Origin of the sequence: Sorangium sp. So ce119 (assembly GCF_051524405.1) — a bacterium.
Taxonomy (GTDB): domain Bacteria; phylum Myxococcota_A; class Polyangia; order Polyangiales; family Polyangiaceae; genus Sorangium; species Sorangium cellulosum_G.
Genome location: NZ_CP150310.1, coordinates 10,766,686 through 10,785,921, shown reverse-complemented (window position 1 = coordinate 10,785,921; position 19,236 = coordinate 10,766,686). Strand labels below are relative to the sequence as shown.

11 protein-coding genes and 1 pseudogene are annotated in these 19,236 nt (G+C 70.3%); 6 read left to right on the top strand and 6 right to left on the bottom strand.

Features of this window, described 5'->3' with window-relative positions:
* Positions 1 to 36 precede the first annotated feature (36 nt).
* Positions 37 to 546 carry a VOC family protein gene (locus tag WME76_RS40830; protein WP_437957561.1) on the top strand — a complete coding sequence of 170 codons (510 nt, stop codon included), beginning with the start codon at positions 37 to 39 and terminating at the stop codon, positions 544 to 546.
* Between the two features lie 58 nt (positions 547 to 604).
* On the opposite strand, the gene WME76_RS40825 is transcribed toward WME76_RS40830, so the two are convergent.
* A complete protein-coding gene (locus WME76_RS40825; RefSeq protein WP_437957560.1) occupies positions 605 to 1,738 on the bottom strand; it encodes a substrate-binding domain-containing protein in 1,134 nt (377 codons plus the stop codon).
* Between the two features lie 535 nt (positions 1,739 to 2,273).
* On the opposite strand from WME76_RS40825, the pseudogene WME76_RS40820 reads away from it, so the two are divergent.
* Together WME76_RS40820 and WME76_RS40815 are read left to right on the top strand one after the other, a co-directional pair.
* A pseudogene (locus WME76_RS40820) lies at positions 2,274 to 3,893 on the top strand (serine/threonine protein kinase); the annotation flags it as partial.
* Between the two features lie 787 nt (positions 3,894 to 4,680).
* Positions 4,681 to 8,193: a GAF domain-containing protein gene (locus WME76_RS40815; protein ID WP_437957559.1), complete on the top strand. Its 3,513-nt coding sequence runs from the start codon at positions 4,681 to 4,683 to the stop codon at positions 8,191 to 8,193.
* 218 nt (positions 8,194 to 8,411) lie between these two features.
* On the opposite strand, the gene WME76_RS40810 is transcribed toward WME76_RS40815, so the two are convergent.
* Positions 8,412 to 9,230: a class I SAM-dependent methyltransferase gene (locus WME76_RS40810; protein WP_437957558.1), complete on the bottom strand. Its 819-nt coding sequence runs from the start codon at positions 9,228 to 9,230 to the stop codon at positions 8,412 to 8,414.
* A gap of 289 nt (positions 9,231 to 9,519) precedes the next feature.
* Here WME76_RS40810 and WME76_RS40805 point away from each other — a divergent pair, with 289 nt between their 5' ends.
* On the top strand, positions 9,520 to 10,908 hold the full coding sequence (locus tag WME76_RS40805; protein WP_437954830.1) for an IS1380 family transposase: 1,389 nt from the start codon (positions 9,520 to 9,522) through the stop codon (positions 10,906 to 10,908).
* A 158-nt stretch (positions 10,909 to 11,066) separates the two neighbouring features.
* Here WME76_RS40805 and WME76_RS40800 read toward each other — a convergent pair whose 3' ends face one another.
* The 4 genes from WME76_RS40800 to WME76_RS40785 all read right to left on the bottom strand — a co-directional run bounded on the left by WME76_RS40800 (position 11,067) and on the right by WME76_RS40785 (position 17,184).
* Positions 11,067 to 12,434 (bottom strand): DUF1552 domain-containing protein, encoded by a 1,368-nt coding sequence (locus WME76_RS40800; protein WP_437957557.1) that lies wholly within the window; start codon positions 12,432 to 12,434, stop codon positions 11,067 to 11,069.
* Between the two features lie 16 nt (positions 12,435 to 12,450).
* The gene (locus WME76_RS40795) at positions 12,451 to 14,187 is read right to left on the bottom strand and encodes a DUF1592 domain-containing protein (protein WP_437957556.1); all 1,737 of its coding nucleotides are present in this window, start codon (positions 14,185 to 14,187) and stop codon (positions 12,451 to 12,453) included.
* Between the two features lie 342 nt (positions 14,188 to 14,529).
* A complete protein-coding gene (locus WME76_RS40790) occupies positions 14,530 to 16,611 on the bottom strand; it encodes a substrate-binding domain-containing protein (protein WP_437957555.1) in 2,082 nt (693 codons plus the stop codon).
* A gap of 417 nt (positions 16,612 to 17,028) precedes the next feature.
* Positions 17,029 to 17,184, bottom strand: coding sequence for a hypothetical protein (locus WME76_RS40785; protein WP_437957554.1), 156 nt, complete (start codon positions 17,182 to 17,184; stop codon positions 17,029 to 17,031).
* Between the two features lie 50 nt (positions 17,185 to 17,234).
* Between WME76_RS40785 and WME76_RS40780 the strand changes: the two genes are divergently transcribed.
* A complete protein-coding gene (locus WME76_RS40780) occupies positions 17,235 to 17,840 on the top strand; it encodes a TetR/AcrR family transcriptional regulator (RefSeq protein ID WP_437957553.1) in 606 nt (201 codons plus the stop codon).
* An 85-nt stretch (positions 17,841 to 17,925) separates the two neighbouring features.
* Positions 17,926 to 18,960 (top strand): NADP-dependent oxidoreductase, encoded by a 1,035-nt coding sequence (locus WME76_RS40775; protein ID WP_437957552.1) that lies wholly within the window; start codon positions 17,926 to 17,928, stop codon positions 18,958 to 18,960.
* Positions 18,961 to 19,236: the final 276 nt, after the last annotated feature.

Below are 19,236 nucleotides of genomic sequence, written 5' to 3'. Positions count from 1 at the left end.
CGATGGGCGGGCGGGCGGTCGAGGACGTGGGCTAACGTGATCGCCGTGAACCTCGCCGGCATTGCCCATATCCAGCTATCGGTCACGGACTTCCCGCGCAGCCGCGCGTTCTACCGCGCGCTGTGCGAGCACTTCGAGATGCAGTGCCAGTACGACGATCCGGGCGGCGAGGGCGAGCGGCCCTCGCTCTATTACATCGGCGGCAAGACCGGCCTGCTGATTCGCCCCGTGAACCCGGAGTACGTCGGCACCCGATTCCACCAGTACAAGCCCGGCCTGCACCACCTGTGCTTCCGCGCCCGCAGCCGCGAGGACATCGACGCATTCCACGCGTTCTTCGAGGGCACGCTGGCCGCGCTCGGCGGCAAGCTCGTGCACGCGCCGGAGGAGGGCTCGTGGGCGGCCGGCTACTACTCGATCGTGTTCGAGGATCCGGACGGCATCCGGCTCGAGATCAACCACGTCCCCGGCAAGGGCAACCTGGCCGAGGACGTCAAGCTCCCGCTGTCCGCGCGCTTCGCGGGGGGCGTGCCCGAGCAAGCGTGACGAGGGGGCGCCGCGCCGGCTCCCGCGTGGAGCACGCCCAGGCCGAGCGGCGACGCCGCTACTGATCGGCGCCGATCGAGTCGAGGAAGGCGGTGAAGTCGTCGACCTTCTCCGCCGGGACCACGTCGACGCCGAGGTCGAACCGGGTCCCGTCGACGAGCTGCCGCGCGAGGATCTCCCTGGTCGCGTCGAGGCCGATGGTCTTGATGCCGTAGACGATGTACGGCCCGAGGTACCCCGCGTAGTACTGCCGCTGGACGTGCGTCGCCTTGATGCGGCCCTGGCGCATGTAGCCGACGGTCTGCGGCTCGAAGTCGAAGGCGACGACGGGGAGGTCCGACAGGCCCGCGGCGTCTGCGGCCATCGCGCACCGGTACGAGACGCTGAACACGCCGATCAGGCCCACGACGGGCGGGTCCGCGGCCTCGATAACGGCCTTCAGCGCCTCGACGTCTTCCGCTTCGTGAAGGTAGTCGATCGGTTGTACCAGCACGTCGTAACCGGCGTTCACGAGCACGCCCTGGGCAGCCTGGGTCCGATTGACGCCGTCAGCCCAGGTCGGGTCCTCGGTGCCGTGGAGTATCACCGTACCCGGCGGGCGGGGCAGCATCGGCAGCAGCGTCTCCCCGGCCGTGGTCCCGGCAGACGTGTTGTTGATCCCGACGTAGATAGAGCGCTTCGAGGTCGTCAGGTCGACATCGAGCGTGACCACGGGGATCCCCTTCGCGACGGCGGCGTCGATGGCGTCCACATTGCCCTCGCCGAAGGGCGTGATGGCAAGCCCCTCGGCGCCGTCCGTCACCACCTGCTCTATCTGTCGGGTCTGGTCCGCCATGGCCTTCATGTGCTCGGCCGAAGCATCGGTGGGCCCGAGCACGTTCCCCGTGACCCGCCCCGCGGCCCCGAGCTCACCCATGGCTCGGTTCGCGCCCGTGGCGATCGGAGCAAAGTAACCGGCAAGGGACTTCATCAACACCGTCAGCTGCATCGGCTGGATCGAGTTCTCGTTGATCTCGGCGACGAGCCTGTCGATCGTCGCCTCGATCTCCGCCGGAGTGAAGTCGTTCTGGGGAACCGACTCTCGCTTGATCGGCGCGGCTTCGCCCCCCTCGTCGGTATCGCTCGCCCCGCAGGCCGCCGTCATCAGCGTGAGCCCGAAGGCCGCCGCCCAGGTTCGTCCAGTCATCGTCATGAGACCCCTCCTGATACGTGGTTCGTTCGTCGCGCGGGTGCCCCTGCGTGCAGTTCGATCTTGTGGCGAGCTCATCGCCCGGACTTGCATGGAATGGGGACCCGGGCGAGATCGACGAAGGCGTCGCCGTCTACGGTCCACGTCTGCATGAGCTCATGCTGGTTCGCCCCGTACCCGTCGAGCTCGGATTCCGATGAGGACAGGAATCCTCGAGTACACGACATCATATCGATGACGTCCCTGTCAATGTGGCCTGCAAAACAAATGCTCAGTCCGGGCGAGGAAACTCGCGCACGGGGCGCCGTGAAGCCACATCGACCAACATCGATCCTTGGAGACCGGGGTCCCTGTACGTGGTTCACGGCTCCTCTGCCGAGGCGTGAGCGCGATCCCGGGATGACAGGCACCTCCGCGGCACGTAGCCGGGCGGACAGGGCGCTCGAGCGAGCGGCGGCGCGGCGGTCGGAGCGGCGGAGCAGCTCAGGCTGGCAGCTCGTGCGCCGGGCGCCCACGGCGCGAGCGCCGCCGGGTCGACATGGTATCGATATGGGAGGGATCTGGTGATGGCACGATCGCGGGAGCGAGGGGCGGAGGGCGCGGTGTCCGGCTGGCGCCGTGCGCTCGCGCCGGTCGCGTGGACGGGGTGCCTCGGGGCAGCGCGCGGGCTCGGCAGCTCGAACGGCGCCGACCTCCCGCCAGACCGCCGGGCGGGGCCAGCGCGTCGCGGCGCGTCGGCCCCATGAATCTCCCCATGGAGATGCGCGCGCCGTCCCCGTACACGATCACCGCGACCCTCCACGAGGGCGGACGGACCCGCCTGCTCCGCGCGGTCCGGAGCGCCGACGGCCGCCCGGTGGTCTTGAAGGTGATCGACCCGAGGAGCGGCCGCTCGCAGGACATCGAGCGCCTGCAACACGAGTACACGATGGGCAAGATGGTGAGCCACGACGCCATCGTGACCCCGATCGCCCTCGAGACGTTCGAGGGGCTGCCGGCGCTCGTCATGGAGGATTTCGGCGGCGAGTCGCTCGCTCACCTCATCGATGGGCCGATGAGCGTCGGCCGGTTCCTGGAGCTCGCGGTCCGTATCGTGGCCTGCGTGGCGGAGCTCCACCAGCGGGACATCATCCACAGGGATCTCAAGCCCCAAAACATCCTCGTCAACACGACCACGGGCGAGGTGAAGCTCGCCGACCTCGGCCTCGCCTCCCGCGTCTCGCGCGACCAGCCGGCGGCAGGGCCTCCCCGGCTCATCGAGGGCTCCTTGCCGTACCTGTCTCCGGAGCAGACGGGGCGGATGAACCGGTCGATCGACACCCGGGCAGACCTCTATGCGCTCGGCGTCACGTTCTACCAGATGCTCACCGGGCGCCTGCCCTTCGAGGCGCGGGATCCGCTCGAGTGGGTGCATTGCCACGTCGCCCTCGCCCCGCCGCCGCCCTCCTCGGCCATACCGGAGCTGCCCGAGGTCCTCTCGGCGATCGTCCTGAAGCTCCTCGCCAAGATGGCGGAGGATCGCTACCAGACCGCCCGCGGGCTCAAGCACGACCTCGAGCGGTGCCTCTCGCAGCACCGAGATCACGGCGGGATCGAATCGTTCCCTCTCGGCGAGCGCGATATCTCCGGCCGCGTCCAGCTCCCGCAGAAGCTCTACGGCCGCGAGCGCGAGATGACCGCCTTGCTGCGCGCGTTCGAGCGCGTGGCGGACACGGGAGCCACGGAGCTCGTCCTGGTCTCGGGCTATTCCGGCAGCGGAAAGTCGGCGCTCGTCCACGAGCTCTGCAAGCGGGTCGTCCGGGAACGAGCCCTGTTCCTCTCCGGGAAGTTCGATCGACACAAGCGCGAGATCCCCTATTTCACGCTCGTCCAGGCCTTCCGGGAGGCCGTGCGCGACATCCTCGCCGAGGCGGAGGACCGGATCGCGGCGTGGAGACAGCGGCTGCTCGACGCGCTCGGGACCAACGGGCAGCTCATCGTGAATGTCATCCCGCAGGTCGAGCTCGTCATCGGCCGACAAGCGCCCGTCCCCGAGCTCCCGATGGCCGAGGCGCAGCACCGCTTCTGCGTCGTGTTCCGGAGCTTCATCGGGGTATTCGCGCGGAAGGAGCACCCCCTCGCGCTCTTCCTCGACGATCTCCAGTGGAGCGATCCGGCGAGCCTCGGGCTCCTTCACGATCTGGTGACCCACCCCGAGGTGGGCCACCTCCTCGTCGTCGGCGCGTACCGGGACAACGAGGTGACCCCCTCGCACCCGCTCGCGGCGGCGCTCGACCAGGCGCGCGAGGACGGCGCGCGCGTCTCGGACGTCGTGCTCGGCCCGCTCTCCCGGGAGCACCTGGCCGCGCTCGTCAGCGACGCGTTCCGCTGCCGCCGCGAGGACGCCGCGCACCTCGCGCAGCTCGTCCACGACAGGACGGCCGGCAACCCCTTCTTCGCGATCCAGTTCCTCACCGCGCTGCACGAGGAGCGGCTCATCGAGTTCGACGAGCGCGCCGAGATCTTCCGGTGGGACGTGGCGAAGATCCGCGACAAGGGCTTCACGGACAACGTCATCGACCTGATGGTCGGCAAGCTCGCGCGGCTCCCTGCGGGCACCCAGGAGGCGATGAAGCACCTCGCCTGTCTCGGGAGCACAGCCGACGTCGCCCTCCTCGCGATGGTCCGCGGCAGCTCGGTGGAGGAGACGCACGCGGACCTCGGGGAGGCCGTCCGGGCGGGGCTGGTCCTGCGCAAGGACGCGTCGTACAGGTTCCTCCACGACCGGGTCCAGGAGGCCGCCTATTCGCTCATGCCCGAGGGCGAGGGCGGCGAGGCACCTCGCGATCGGCCGGCTGCTCGCGTCGCGCGCGGCGTCGAAAGAGGTCGAGGAGAAGATCTTCGAGATCGTCAATCAGCTCGACCGCGGCGCTCCGCTGATCGCGTCGCGGGAGGAGCGCGAGCGGGTGGCGGAGCTCAACCTCGTCGCGGCCAAGCGCGCCAAGGGGTCGACGGCCTGCGCTTCGGCGCTGAGGTACCTCGCCGCCGGCAGGGCGCTGCTCCCGGAGGACTGCTGGGAGCGGCGGTACGAGCTCACGTTCCAGATCGAGCTCCACCGGGCCGAGTGCGAGTACCTCACCGGCGACCTCTCGGCGGCCGAGGAGCGGCTCTCGGCGCTCTCGCGCCGCGCCGCGGGCCTCGTCGATCTGGCCGCCGTCACGTGCGTGCGGCTCGGCCTCTACACGACCATGGACCGCAGCGACCGCGGCGTCGACGTGGGCCTCGAGTACCTCCGCCGCGTCGGCATCACGTGGTCGCCGCACCCCACGGACGAGGAGGTACGGGAGGAATACGCGCGGGTCTCGGAGCTGCTCGGGGGCCGCGCGGTCGAGGACCTCATCGGCTCACCCCAGATGGCCAATCCGGAGTGCCGCGCGACCCTCGAGGTGCTGACCCACGCCCAGTCGCCGGCCCTGTTCACCGACGCGAACCTGAATTGCCTCGTCGTGATGCGCATGACGAACCTCAGCCTCGAGCACGGCAACTGCGACGCATCGTGCCTGGCCTACACCTGGTTCGGCATGCTCCTCGGGCCGCGCTTCGGCGATTACCGCATGGCCTACCGGTTCGCCAGGCTCGGCCTCGACCTCCTGGAGCGCCGCGGCACGCTGCGGTTCAGATCCCGCGTCTACCTGGGCTTCGGGCACCGCGTCAACCCGTGGGTGAGGCACATGCGCGCCGGCGTCGAGCTCCTGCGGCGGGGCTTCGAGGCGGGGCAGGAGACCGGCGACCTCACGTATGCTTCGTACAACAAGAACTGCCTGATCACGATCCTCCTCGCCGCGGGAGAGCCCCTCGGCGAGGTGCAGCGAGAGGCCGAGAGCGCGCTCGACTTCGTGCAGCGGGCGCGGTTCGGCCTCGCGGTCGACATCATCACCGCGCAGCTCCGGCTCATCCGGGCCCTCCGGGGCCTCTTGCCCGATTTCCCTTCGTTCAACGACGCGGACTTCGACGAGCGGCGGTTCGAGCAGCGCCTGGAGGGCGATCCGCGCCTCGCGATCGCCGCCTGCTGGTACTGGATACGCAAGCTGCAAGCGCGCTTCCACGCGGACGACGTCGAGGCCGCGCTCGAGGCCGCGGAGAAGGCGCGGCCGCTGCTCTGGACGTCGGGCTCGTTCTTCGAGCTGGCCGAGTATCATTTCTATGGTGCGCTCGCGCGGGCGGCGCGCTGCCGCGCGGCGGATACCGGCGAGCGGCGCCGGCACCTCGAGGCCCTCGCCGCCCACCAGAGGCAGATCGACACCTGGGCGGAGAGCTGCCCCGAGAATTTCGGCAACCGTTCGGCGCTGATCGGCGCCGAGCTCGCGCGCCTCCGCGGCGAAGGGGACAACGCGGCCCAGCTCTACGAGGAATCCATCCGATCCGCCCGCGCGAACCACTTCGTCCACAACGAGGCGCTGGCCTGCGAGCTCGCGTCGGGGTTCTACCGGGAACGAGGGTTTGCGCTGATCGCCGATACGTACCTCCGCGAGGCCCGCGCCGGCTACGTCCGCTGGGGGGCGGACGGCAAGGTCCAGCGCATCGATCAGCAGCACCCGCACCTCTGGGACACGAGGCCGATCGCCCCGACGGCCTCCTTCGAGGCGCGGTCCGAGCAGCTCGACCAGCTCTCGGTGATCAAGGCGTCGCAGACCATCTCGCGCGAGATCGTCCTCGACGAGCTCCTGCGGACGCTGCTCACGGTGGTCCTCGAGCAGGGCGGCGCGCAGCGAGCTTGCCTCGTCCTGCAGGAGGACGAGCGCCTCTCCATCGAAGCCGAGGCCATCCTCGAGGAGAGCGGGGAGGTGACGACCGTGCTCCCGCGCTCGACGGAGGACGCTTCGCGGCGCGTCCCCCTGTCGCTCGTTCGCTACGTGCACCGGACGAAGGAGTGCGTCGTCCTGACCGACGCCGCGGCCGACGCGGGCAAGTTCTCCGGCGACGAGTACTTCGCGCGGCACGAGCCCCGATCGCTCCTCTGCATGCCCATCCTGAGGCAGGCGGAGGTGGCGGGCCTGCTCTACCTCGAGAACGACCTCCTCGCCGGCGCGTTCCCGCCGGAGCGGCTCGCTGCGCTGTCGCTCCTCGCCGCGCAGGCGGCGATCTCGCTGGAGAACGCGCGGCTGCTCGCCAGGGAGCAGGCCGCGCGGACCGAGGCCGAGGCGGCGGAGCGGCGCGCGGCCTTCGTGGCCGAGGCCGGGGAGATCCTCTCCGGATCGCTCGATATCGGCGAGACGCTGTCGCGCGTCGCGCGGCTCTCGGTGCAGTCGCTCTGCGACTGGTGCATCATCGACGTCATCGAAGGGGAGCACCTCCAGCGAAGCCTCTGCGCGCACAGGGTCCCCTCGAAGCAATCGTTGCTCGAGCAGCTACCGCGGCGGTATCCCCCTGGCCGGAGTTCGTCCCACCCGGCGTCGAGGGTGCTGCGGAGCGGTAAGCCGCTCCTGGTCCCCTGGTATTCCGAGGAAGACTTCCGGAAATACTGCGAGGACGACGAGCACGCGAGGATCCTCCGCGAGCTCGGGACACACAGCGTCATCGCCGTGCCGCTCATGACGCGGGGACGACCGCTCGGGACGCTGAGCGTCGTCTCGGCCGCGCCGGGGCGACGCTACGCGGAGGCCGACCTGGAGCTCGTCCAGCAAGTGGCGCACAGGGCCGCGCTCGCGATCGACAATGCGCGGCTGTACCTGGCTGCCCAGGAGGCCATCCGCCTGCGGGACGAGTTCCTCACCGTGGCGACGCACGAGCTCAACACGCCGATGACGTCGCTCACGCTCACGCTCGAGGCGGTGGATCGGAGGCTCCGGTCGGGTCGGCCCTGCGACCCGCAGGCCATGGGCAGGCAGGTCGAGCGCGCGCTGCGGCAGGCCGCGCGCCTGGCCCGCCTGAGCAACGAGCTCCTCGAGGTCTCGCGGATCGACACCGACCGGGTCTCGCTCGACGTCGCGGAGGTCGACCTCGGCGCGGTCGTCCGCGATGTTGTCGCGCGGCTCGAGCTGGATCTGGCGCGCGCCGGGTGCGCTGTCTCGCTGCGGAACGGCGGCCGGATCGTGGGCTGCTGGGACCGCTCGCGCCTCGACCAGATCGTCACGAACCTGCTCGCGAATGCGATCAAGTTCGGCGCGGGCAAGCCCATCGAGATCTTCCTCGGCGAGGAGGGCGGGACGGCGCGGCTCTCGGTGAGGGATCACGGGATCGGCATCGACCCGGCGCGCCAGGAGCGGATCTTCGACCGCTTCGAGCGCGCCGTGTCCGACCGGCACTACGGCGGGCTGGGGCTCGGCCTGTACATCAGCCGCCAGCTCGCGCAGGCGCACGGCGGCTCGATCCGCGTCCAGAGCGCGCTCGGCGCCGGGGCCACGTTCACGGTCGAGCTCCCCGGCGCCGGGTCGCCGGCGTCGCCGCGCGCGCCGGTCTGCTCGAGCGATATGGCATGATCGCGCGCCTCGACGCGTGATCGCGCGCCATCAATGCATGATCGCGCGCCTCCCTCCCCGCGGGTCTATCCCCTGATCACATAGGCCGGCCACCGCTCGCGCGGACGATCTCCCCGGTGACCGCGGTGTTCGCCGCCGAGTCCAGCAGCCTCGATCCATGGACTCGCCGGCTCACGAGGGGCGCCGCGGCGCCGCGGCGCAGGCGGGCGATGGGGCGATCAGCGCTTGCTGGCTTCGACCAGATGGCGTCGCGGCGCGCCGGGCGGCGTGGGAGGGAAGGGCCAGCGGCCCCAGCGCGCGCCCACCTCGCCCGGATCGAGGTCGGCGGCTTCCCAGCCGTGCGCCGCGGCGAGCCCTGCGGGATCGTCGGTGCCGAAGATCCACGGCGCGCCGAGGTCGGCCATCATGCGGAGCGTCGGCGCGAGCGCGGGTGACTCGAGCAGCGACTTGCCCACGCCGTCGAAGAGGAGAATCGAGCCCGGCGCGGAGAGGCGGTCGATATGCGCGAACAGCGCCTCCACCGACGACGCGGCGAGATATGGCAGCAAACCTTCGACGAGCCAGGCGGAGCGCGCAGCGGGGTCGAACCGCGAGGCGAGGAGCGCTGCGGGCCAGTCGCCCGCGAGGTTTGCAGCGATGGCGACGCGCTCGGCCGACGGCGCGTGGGCCCCGAGCACGGCGGCCTTGTGGGCGATGACCTCCGGCTGATCGATCTCGAAGACGCGCGTCCCCGCGGGCCAGGCGAGCCGGTAGGCGCGCGCATCCATGCCGGCGGCGAGGATGACGACCTGAGCGACGCCCCCGGCGGCGGCGCGCAAGAGCGCGTCGTCGATCCAGCGCGTCCGCACCTCGATGATCGGGGTCGCGGGGAGGCTGCCCGCGTGCCGGTCCGCGTCCCGGTACGCGCGGAGGGCAGCGACGCCGGCGTCTCCGGCGAGCGCGCTCGCGAAGGGGTCGTTGAAGAGGCGATCGCTCCGCGTCGACTCTTCGGCGCGGATGGCGGCCACGATCAGGGAGGTGATGGCGACAGGATTCATGAGCTGATTGCCTCTGCTCGGTAGCGAGACGAGCGGAGCCTAGCGCGCCCGTCGCGAGCGTCCGGGACATATCACTCATGCAGCGGCACGTCTCGCAGTACGCGCAGGGCGCCCTGCCCGCTGGATGCGAAGGAGGGGGGCTGGCCCGGGAGCGAGGGCTCTCGCTCGCGCCGGGCCGACTCAGCGTGGATTTCGCGCCTACCATGCCGATCCGGGGCGTGAGAAATCCGGCGAGGTAAACGGAACGCCTTGAAAGAAAGGCTCGGCGTGGCGACCCGCCCGGGTTGCTATGACCAAACGAAGACGCACGCCGAGCACCTCCAAGGTGCGCCGACGCGAGCTCGGGTTCAAGAGCAAAGGCGATAGGCGGCACCAGGAGCGAATCCGGCGGCCAGACCCTTCCAGGATTCACGTCGAGCCCTCGGAGAAGAACCTGACGGGCATCGCAGGACTTGCTCCCTTCGGCGTCTTCCTCCGGGAGCTCGGCGTCGACGCGGCCCTGAGCCGCAGGTTTTTCCGGCTGAAGACGGGCCGTTCGGTCATCTACCCAATGGCCGCACAGATGCGCCTGCTGATGGACTGCGCGCTCGCCGGCGAGGAGCGCGTCTTCGGCATCGAAGCGCTCGCCGTCGATCCGCTCTTCGTACGTCTCGCAGGCGGGGTCGTTCCGAGCATCGACACCGTCTATCGGGACCTGTGCCGCTTCGATGAGCAGGCGCTCGAAGCGCTGCACAGCATGGTCGTCGACCACGGGCTCGCCCTCATTGCTCGCCGAAAGCACCGGTTCGTGCACATTGACGTCGATACGACCGTGGAGCCGCTCTTCGGGATGCAGGAGGGGGCGCTTCCGGGCCCGAACCCGCGCTACCACGGCCGGCCGAGCTATCACCCGATCCTGGCGCGCATCGCCGAGGCCGACGCTATCGTGGGAGCCAAACTGCGACCCGGCGATACGAGCTTCGGCGAAGCCGATGTACCGTTCGTCGAGGAGTGCATCGACCGGGCGCGCGCCGCAGCGCCAAGCGCGGTCATCTACGTGCGGATCGATGGCGCGGGCGATTGCAGCGCGCTGATGCACGCCGTCGCCGCGAGGGGATGCTTTTTCCTGACCAAGGCGCGGATGAGCCCCGATCTGGTGGGCATGGTCGCACACGCCACCGGATGGCGTACCATCGACCGGGATGCCGACGGTCGTCCTCGACGGCAGGTGGCCGAGGTGCCTTTCCGGCGCGGCGATTGGCCGGATGGGGTCCGCGTCATCGCCGTACGCACACGCGACCGGGAGAACGGCAAGCAGATCTACCTTTGGGAAGGCCTCGACTACACGGTGCAGGTCTTCTTGACCAACGAGCCGGTCGAAGCGCCGGAAGATGTAGCGGCGCGATATGACCTGCGCGCGGGCATCGAGCCGCTCATCGGCGATCTCAAGCACGGGTGGGGATGCGGTCGCGTGCCGAGCCACTGCTTCAACGCCAATCATGCCGCGCTGCTGTTGAAGCTGCTGACCGCCAACCTGATGCGCCGCTATGTGCTGGACCACGTTCCGCAGCTCGCGAGCTGGCGAACGCCGTGGCTTCGCCGCGCGCTGATCCTCGTCCCGGGAAGGTTGGCCCGGTCGAGCCGGGGCACGAAGCTGCACGTGCCGGAGCGCTCGCAGCTCGCCCGCTGGCATAATTGAGCCCGAAACCAGCCGAAACCATAGCGGGGGTAAGGGGGGCGTGTGTTTTCGTGACGCTCTGGAAGCGCATCGTTGTAATCGGCGTCGCATTCGTCAGCGGAACGCCGCTGGCGCGTCGCCGTCGGCCCACTCGTGCCCCATGGGCGCGAAATCTACGCTCAGGTGAGCGGCAAGGCGCCCCCCGTGTTCAGGATCTCGTGGCCGAAGCTCGTGACGTCCTCGAAGCCCATGTAGTGGAAGCAGCTCACGAGCATGTCGGCGAACGAGCGATCGCCGTCGAAGTCGATCATGCGCCCGCGCCGGAAGTAGTCGTGCGCCTTGCCCGCGAGGACGACCAGGGTGTCGTGGATGCTGTGGGTGTCGCCCTGCCCGAGCTCGTTCCAGTGCACGACGAGCGTGTGATCCCAGAGGGTGCCGTCGCCGTCGCTCGTGTTCTTCAAGATCTCGTAGAGCTTGGTGTTCTGCTCCCAGAGGTGCCTGTGGATCTTGCGCACGTCGGCGAACGCGGCGTCATCGCTGTTGTGCGAGATGTCGTGGTGGCCCTCGCTGAGGCCCAGGTTCGAGTAGACGCGGCCGCTGGTGTTGCCGCTCCAGTTGAAGTTCACCACGCGCGTGAGATCGCAGGCGAACGCCAGGGCGCTGATCTTGAAGAACAGCTCGCCCATGATCATGTGGTTGTCGTCGTCATAGGGGTCGAGCCGCTCGCCGAGCGGGGTCTGCACGCACGCGGCCGCGCCGTTGCCGGTCTGGAGCGCGCGCTCGATGTCGCGCATCGAGTCGAGGTGCTGCTGGATCTTGGCGCGGTCCTCGGCGCCCAGCCTGGTGAGGAGCGAATTGCCCTCTTCGCGCACCAGATCGATGGCCGACTGCCTCTTCGCCAGGCGCCTCAGCACCTCCTTCTGCGCGGCCGCGTCGTCGGGCGTGAAGGAGAAGATGCGGGCGTACGCCGCGTACGGGTCGGTCTCCGCCGGGATCGGGTTCTGCTCGCCCACGGGCCCCGCGTGGGCGTGCGTGTTCCAGATGTCGTTCCACTTGGTCCCGACGCGGTACACGAGGTGCCGGTGCGCGACGCGCTCGTTGCCTTCCAGCACCCGACCGCCGATCGCATGGTCGGCGCTCGGCCCCTCCACGTATCCGATGGTGCTCTCGGTGCCGCCGATCGGGAACGATCCGGTGCCGGACCTCCACGGCGCGAGCGAGCTGCCGCCCTGCTGGTGGTTGTCGGCCCGCTCGGACTCCGGCAGATCGTAGAAGCGCTTGTGCAGGTTGTTGAGGAAGAGGAGATCCTCGCGGTAGGGCTCGAGCGGGGCGAGGAACTCGCCGAGCTGAAAGCTCGTCTCACCGCCGGCGCTGAAGCGCCTCGCCGTCTCGTCGCCGTTCGCCTGGAACACGAACATGAGGCGGCGCGGGGCGGGCGGCGCCTCCTGGGCTCGCGCGCGGCTCGGGCGCATGGCGTCGAGGAACGGGAGCGCGAGCGCAACTCCGGATGCGCCACGCAGGAAAGTACGGCGGCTCAGGGGTTTCATGGGTCCTCCGGGGTGATCACGGGCGGTAGCGGAAGGCGTCGGTCTGCGTGAGCGCGACAACGAGCTCGGACAGGCTGTAGCCGCTCTCCTTGAACGCGAGCGACAGCGCCGCCATCGAGCAGCGATCGGCGTCGGTCCTGTCGCGACCGTAGAAGAAGCGGAAGTTTTGCAGCACGTAGCAGGCGCGCGCCTCCTCGCTCTGCGCGAGGCGCTGGCCCAGCTCGGCGGCGTTCGCCACGGGGCCGTCGAGGTCGAACGTGTGCGCGATGTTGCTCGAGGTGACGACCGGCCTGCCCTCCTCGTCCGTCGTGCGGGAGCGGCCCACGGCGTCGAACGACTCGAACACGACGCCGAGGGGATCCATCAGGTTGTGGCACCCCGCGCAGCTCGGATCGGTGCGGTGGAGCTCGAGGCGCTCGCGCTGCGAGAGCCCGTCTCCCAGGCCCTCGAGATCGAGCTCCACATCGTTGGGGGGCGCGGGCACGAGCTTGCACAGGAGATCGGTGCGCACCTTGAGGCCGCGCCGGACGATCGAGGTGCGCGTCGCCTTGTCGCGCGTGAGCAGCATGCCCTGGGTCAGCACGCCCGAGCGACCGGGCATGTCCACCCTGACGAAGTCGTCGCCGCTCACGCCGCCCACTCCATAGTGCTTCGCGAGCGCGCCGTTCACGAAGCTGTAATCGGCGGTGAAGAGCTCGTCGAGCGAGCCGCTCGGGTCCGCGAACAGGCTCTTCACGAACGTGCGCGTCTCCTCGTGGAGCAGGGCGGGCAGCCCGGACACGACGCCCGGATACACCGCAGGATCGCGGCTCATGCTGCTCAGGATGTCGGTGTCGAGCCACTGGTTGAAATACTCGAACAGGCGGTCGGCCCGCGGATCGGCCAGCATGCGCCGCGCCTGGGCTTCGATCTGCTCCGGCGTGCCCAGCTCGCCGGCCGCCGCCGCGCGCGTGAGCTCCTCGTCCGGCTGCGACTGCCAGACCAGGTACGAGAGCCGCGAGGCCATCTCGTACGGCGTGGGCTCGTTGACGCCCTCCGCGCCCGCCTGGCCGACCTCGACGCGGTAGAGCACGTTCGGCGACTGCAGCATGCTGAAGACGACCCACTCGATACCTTCGTTGAAGGTGGCCCCGTCAGAGCCCGCGGTGAAGCGCTCCTCGTAGCTCTGGACCTCGGCCTCGGTGAGCGGTCGCCGGTACGCCCTGGCGCCGAAGGTGCGGATGAAGTCGCGCGCGCACTCGATCTCACCGAGCGCCGCCGGATCGCAGGAGACCAGGCCCGGCGCGCGCGCCGCGACGGCGGCGATCTGCTCCGCGGCGTCGAGGTACTTCTGCGCGACGAGCGAGCCGACGCTCAGGAAGCTCGCGTTGTTGCGGAAGCCGAGCGACTCGGCCTCGCTCGGGAACGTGGCGACCACCGTGTCGATGGTGGAGGCCACGCCCGAGACGCCGGAGAAGAGATCTTTCAGCGTGTTGGTATATTCATGGTTGCTGAGGCGGCGGAGCGGCGCCGAGCCAGGCTGCGGCGTCTGGCAGAACGGCGAGGCCAGCACGTCCTCCGGGATCTGGCCGCTCGCAGGCCCGCCCCCGCCGCCCTCCCAGGGGTCCTCCGTGCCGGACCCCGTGGACTGGCCGGGCCCGCCGATCTGGCCGTTGCAACCCGCGGCGAGCGCGAGCAAGAGCGGCGCCGCGACCCTGAGCTTCTTGCCGGGGAGCTCGAGGCGCCAACCATCCGTGTGCTGCTCGGGGTTCATCGTCTCCTCCACGCCGCGCCCGACGAAAGGCGCGAGTTGGTGCGAGCGCCGACCACACAGGTCGACACCGACACGGGCTCACGATGCTGCGACTCGACAGCGCCGAAAGGAAACCATATCAGGATCCGCCCGAACAGCCACACATCATGAATCGATGGCAATCACTTTTGTGCTCCAACGACTCACTTGCTGATCCAAAATATCCACTCTCGCCGCGCTTTTTGAATCTCGACGGTAGCGCAGCGGGGAAGGGCGATCTGCCAGATCACCCGTGCGGTGAACGGCGAGGACGCGGGCGATCGCGGAGATCACCCCCGGGGCGCTCGCGAGCGCCGCCCGCGATCAGGCGATGCGCGCTGAACGGCGCTTCGCGCCCTCGGGGCGGAGTCTTCCTGTCGTCAGCTCGTGAAGGACGCCCGCCAGCGACGAGTACGTGGACAGATCGCCGAGGTCCACGTCCACGAGGCTCCTCGCGATCTCGGGGCGCACGCCGACGAGGATGAGGCGCGCGCCGAGCAGGGCGACCGCGCGGCTCGTCTGGCCCAGCGCGTGGGCGACCTCGGCGTCCACGGCCGGCACGCCGGTGATGTCGAGCAGCACGAAGCGCGCCGCATGCCGGCCCACCCCCTCGGTCACGGCCGTGAGCACCTGGAGCGCGCGGCCCCGGTCGATCGCGCCGACCAGCGGCACGAGCAGCACGCCGGGCAGGAGCGGGATGAGCGGGCAGCCGAGCTCGCGCACCGTCTCGGAGAGGGCGCGCTCGATGGCATAAGCGTCCTGCAGCTCCGTGTGCTTCGCCGAGAGCGACTGGACGAGCTCATTGCGCTCGAGCGCCGCGGCGAGCAGCGACGCCCAGACCCCGACCGTGCCCTCGTCCCGGGTCAGCTCGCGGAGGGTCGGCCCGATGAGCGCCAGGATCCCCCAGTCGCGCCGGGCGGTGCGGATCGGCAAGAGGAGCATCATGTGCGCGCCGCTCGCGGCCGAGGGCGGCAGCGACTCCGCAGGTGGGAACGCCTCCACGCGATGGCGGCCGCCGATCGCGGGCGTCGCGCTGCCATCGCGGCTGTAGGCGCCGGCGACGACGAGCGTTGTCGCGTCCTCCCGGAGCGCAAAGCAGCCCCAGATCGCGCTGGTCTTCGCGAGCCACGACAGCGAGAGGGACTCGTGGTGCGAGCCGCTGAGCAGCGCGAGGCCCACCTCGTAATTGGACCTCACGAGGAGCCCGACCTGCGCCAGGGAGTCCGTCTCCACATGGAGCCGGGCACGGGCGATCGCGAGGCGCGCGCTGTCCAGGAACGCTTCGACCCGCTGCGCGGACGCCGCATCGCCGCCCCGCCGCGCGTGGGCCCGGCGGAGCAGGCGGACGAGCGCCATCAAGGTGCCCAGGTCGGGCGCGATGCCGGCGGCCTGGTGGTAAGCGTACTCCAGCTCCTTTGCCGGAGGGGGCGCGGTGCCCTCGATCGCCGCGGAGTACCCGGCGAGCACCAGGGCGACCCCTGGCCATACCGCGGCTGGCGACAGCCCGGGCGCGAGGGGCTGGGGCGCGAGGAGCAGCTCGACCAGCCGCCGGTCCAGGTCGCCGCCGGCGTCCTCCTCGAGCGCCGCGTCCTGGTCGAGCATGCTCTGGATCACGTCGCACCCGCACGAGGTCCGCTGGATCAAGGTGTTCTGCGTGAGCACGAGCTCGGGCAGGGAGGTCTCGCCGGCGAGCATCGAGAGGATGAGATCGCACGCGGCGCTCCCCATCATCTCGAACCGCTGGCGCACGGTGGTCAGCGGCGGGTCGGCGGCTTGCGCCTCCGGCACATCGTCGAACCCGACGATCGCCATGTCCTCGGGGATGCGCATGCCCGCCTCCTTCAACAAGGGCATCATCGCGAGCGCGTTCTTGTCCGTCCCGAAGACCGCCGCCGTGCACGCATGCCGCTGCGCGAGGAGCTGCGGCGCGGCGCTCTCGCCTCCGGGATACCAGCTGTCGCTGGTCCGGATGACGAGATCGGGATCGAGGGGTATCCCCGCCTCGGCGAGCGTGTCTCGGTAGGCCTCGAAGCGCTCGCGCACGTCGGACTCCCCGAAGTAGCCGACGAACGCGATGCGCCGGTGCCCGTGCTCGATCAGATGGCGCACGGCGCTCCGGATCCCGCTGCGGTTGTCGGGAATCACGGACGGGCAATTGCCTTCGTGGGCATCGGTGCCGACGACGACGAGCGGGACCCGCGCGCCAGCGAGCCGCTCGATGCCTTCCACCGCGATCACGACGATCCAGCCATCCACCTGGTCTCTGGCGAGCGAGGGGGCCTGGAGCGAGGCGGGGGTGCCGCGCATCACGAGCGTCCGACAACCGTGCTGCTGCGCTGTCTCGTGGATGCCCTTCAGGACCGGGTTCCAGAACGAGCCGTCGAGATAGGGGGTGATGACGCCCACGGTATACGGACGGGGCTTTCCATGGGCACCTGTCTCGCGGTGTGCTGGCTCCGCACGGCGGCTCGCATTGCGCGCCGAGCCGCCGGCCTCTTCTCCCGTGGCCTGGTGTCCGGCCGCGCCATGTTCCTGTACAGAGCCGCCCGCCTCGCCGCCCCGCGGCTCCGGCGGCTCGACTTCCCTGCCCCGGCTGCTCCGAACCATATCACCCGGCTTTCCCTGCGCCCCCGTCCCTCGGCTGCGCGACCTTGTCGACGTGTACCACGATCTGGACGTGTTCTCCTCGAGGCAATGGGCGCGAACCCCGCCGGAGACCTGGCCCACGGCGCGAGGTGCACGTCCTGGCGTCCGCGCGCGATTGCGTTGGCTCGCACGGATTGATGGACGTTGCGCTGCAGCCACATCACGACGAATTGCAGGTCACGGCGACTCGTGGTTCACCGCGCTCGCCTCGTCGGCGCGCATCGACGACGCGAACATCGTGGTCAGGCTGAGCGGCACCGACACGAGCTGAATGCGGACGACGAGCCAGCGGTCGCCCGCTGCCCCGGGCGGCGCACCTCCAGCGGGAGCCACGGCGGCGTCCTCTAGACGACCGGTCTACTGGGTGCTACCGTGGCGGTGTCATGAACGCGACCGCCGCCGCCACCCCCGACGTCCGCCGGCACATCCTCGAGGTCGCCCATCCGCTGCTGCTCCGGAAGGGCTTCACCGCGGTCGGCCTGGCCGAGGTGCTGGCGGCCGCGCAGGTGCCGAAGGGCTCGTTCTATCACTACTTCGGCTCCAAGGAGTCGTTCGGCGAGGCGGTGATCGAGGCCTATTTCGCCGGCTACCTGGCCCGCATGGACGCGCTCCTGGCGCAGCCGGGCACGGCCGCGCAGCGGCTGATCGGCTACTTCCGCGACTGGCTCGACTCGCAGACAGGCGACGAGGCGCAGAGCCGTTGCCTCGTGGTCAAGCTCGGCGCCGAGGTCAGCGATCTGTCCGAGAGCATGCGCGCGGCGCTGGAGCGCGGCGCCCGCGGCATCATCGAGCGCCTGACCCGCTGCATCGAGTCGGGCAGGGCGGACGGCTCGCTGCCGGCCGTGCTCGACGCGCAGGCGGTCGCGGTGGCGCTCTACCAGAGCTGGCTCGGCGCCAGCCTGCTGGCCAAGATCACCCGCGACCGCGCGCCGCTGGACACGGCCATGGCCGGCACGCGGCTGCTGCTCGGTCTGGCCCAGCCCCTTTGAGGCGCGACGCGCATGCGGTCCCGCCGTTTCTCGCGCCCGTCTTCTAGACGACCGGTCTACTCACCCCACGCCCAGGAGCAAGCCCATGCCTCAACGCGAATCCGTCAATCGCCGCGTCGTCCTCGCCGCGCGTCCTCGCGGCCTGCCGACACCGCAGGACTTCCGCCTCGACGAAGCCGCCGTCCCGACGCCGGGCGAAGGACAGGTGCTGCTGCGCACGCTGTACCTCTCGCTCGATCCGTACATGCGCCAGGTGATGGACGAGATCCCGCCGGCCTATGCGCCGTCGGTGCGGCTGGGCGAGCCCATGGTGGGCGGCACGGTCCACCGCGTCGTCGCCTCCAGGCATCCGCGATTCCGCGCCGGCGACCTGGTGCTCGGCAACGCCGGCTGGCAGGACCACGCGCTCTCGGACGGTCACGATCTCGTGCAGCTCGGCGAGATGGCGCGGCCGTCGCTGGCGCTCGGCGTGCTCGGCATGCCCGGGTTCACCGCCCACGTCGGCCTGCTCGACATCGGCCGGCCCGAGCCGGGCGAGACCGTGGTCGTGGCCGCGGCGACCGGCGCGGTCGGCGCGGTGGTCGGGCAGATCGCCAGGATCAAGGGCGCGCGCGTGGTCGGCATCGCCGGCGGCGCCGACAAGCGCCGTTACGCGGTCGAGGAGCTCGGCTTCGACGTCTGCCTCGACCGCCGCGATCCGCAGCTCGCCGAGCGCCTCGCTGCCGCCTGTCCGGACGGCGTCGACGTCTATTTCGAGAATGTCGGCGGCGCGGTGTTCGACGCGGTGCTGCCGCTGCTCAACCTCGGCGCGCGCGTGCCGGTGGTCGGGCTGATCGCCCATTACAACGACGACGCGCCGCCGCCCGGCCCGAACCGGCTGCCGCTGCTGATGACGGCCGTGCTGCAGAAGCGCATCCGCGTGCAGGGGCTGGTCATCCTCGACCATTACGGCGATCGCTTCGACGCCTTCCGCCGCGACATGGACGCGTGGGTCGCCGACGGCCGGGTGAAGCTGCGCGAGGACGTGGTCGACGGGCTGGAGAACGCGCCGGCGGCGCTCATCGGCCTGCTCGAGGGCCGCAACTTCGGCAAGCTCGTGGTGCGCGTCGGCGACGGTTGAGCGCGCGGCGCGGGCGAGCGGCTTCGGCATGCGGAGGGAGTGGAATGGCGGCATCGCGTTCCGCTCCTTGATGCTTCGCGTTCTGCTGATCATGACGCTGGTGCGCGGTGGCAAAGGCGGCCGTGCGGACGCGGGCCGCGGCACGGACAGCGTGTGCACCTGGATCCGTTCGCGGCGTACGAGCACCGGCATCCTTGTGCGCGTGCGCCGGCCCCACTGGCGCACATACTGGCAGTATGCGTAGAGTCCCCAAGTATGCCGGTTTGCCAGCGTCTT

What these genes read in the sequence shown, in the direction of transcription:
- WME76_RS40825 (WP_437957560.1), bottom strand. Translation starts at nt 1,738, where the DNA reads ATGACGATGACTGGACGAACCTGGGCGGCGGCCTTCGGGCTCACGCTG.
- WME76_RS40810 (WP_437957558.1), bottom strand. Translation starts at nt 9,230, where the DNA reads ATGAATCCTGTCGCCATCACCTCCCTGATCGTGGCCGCCATCCGCGCC.
- WME76_RS40805 (WP_437954830.1), top strand. Translation starts at nt 9,520, where the DNA reads ATGACCAAACGAAGACGCACGCCGAGCACCTCCAAGGTGCGCCGACGC.
- WME76_RS40800 (WP_437957557.1), bottom strand. Translation starts at nt 12,434, where the DNA reads ATGAAACCCCTGAGCCGCCGTACTTTCCTGCGTGGCGCATCCGGAGTT.
- WME76_RS40795 (WP_437957556.1), bottom strand. Translation starts at nt 14,187, where the DNA reads ATGAACCCCGAGCAGCACACGGATGGTTGGCGCCTCGAGCTCCCCGGC.
- WME76_RS40780 (WP_437957553.1), top strand. Translation starts at nt 17,235, where the DNA reads ATGAACGCGACCGCCGCCGCCACCCCCGACGTCCGCCGGCACATCCTC.
- WME76_RS40775 (WP_437957552.1), top strand. Translation starts at nt 17,926, where the DNA reads ATGCCTCAACGCGAATCCGTCAATCGCCGCGTCGTCCTCGCCGCGCGT.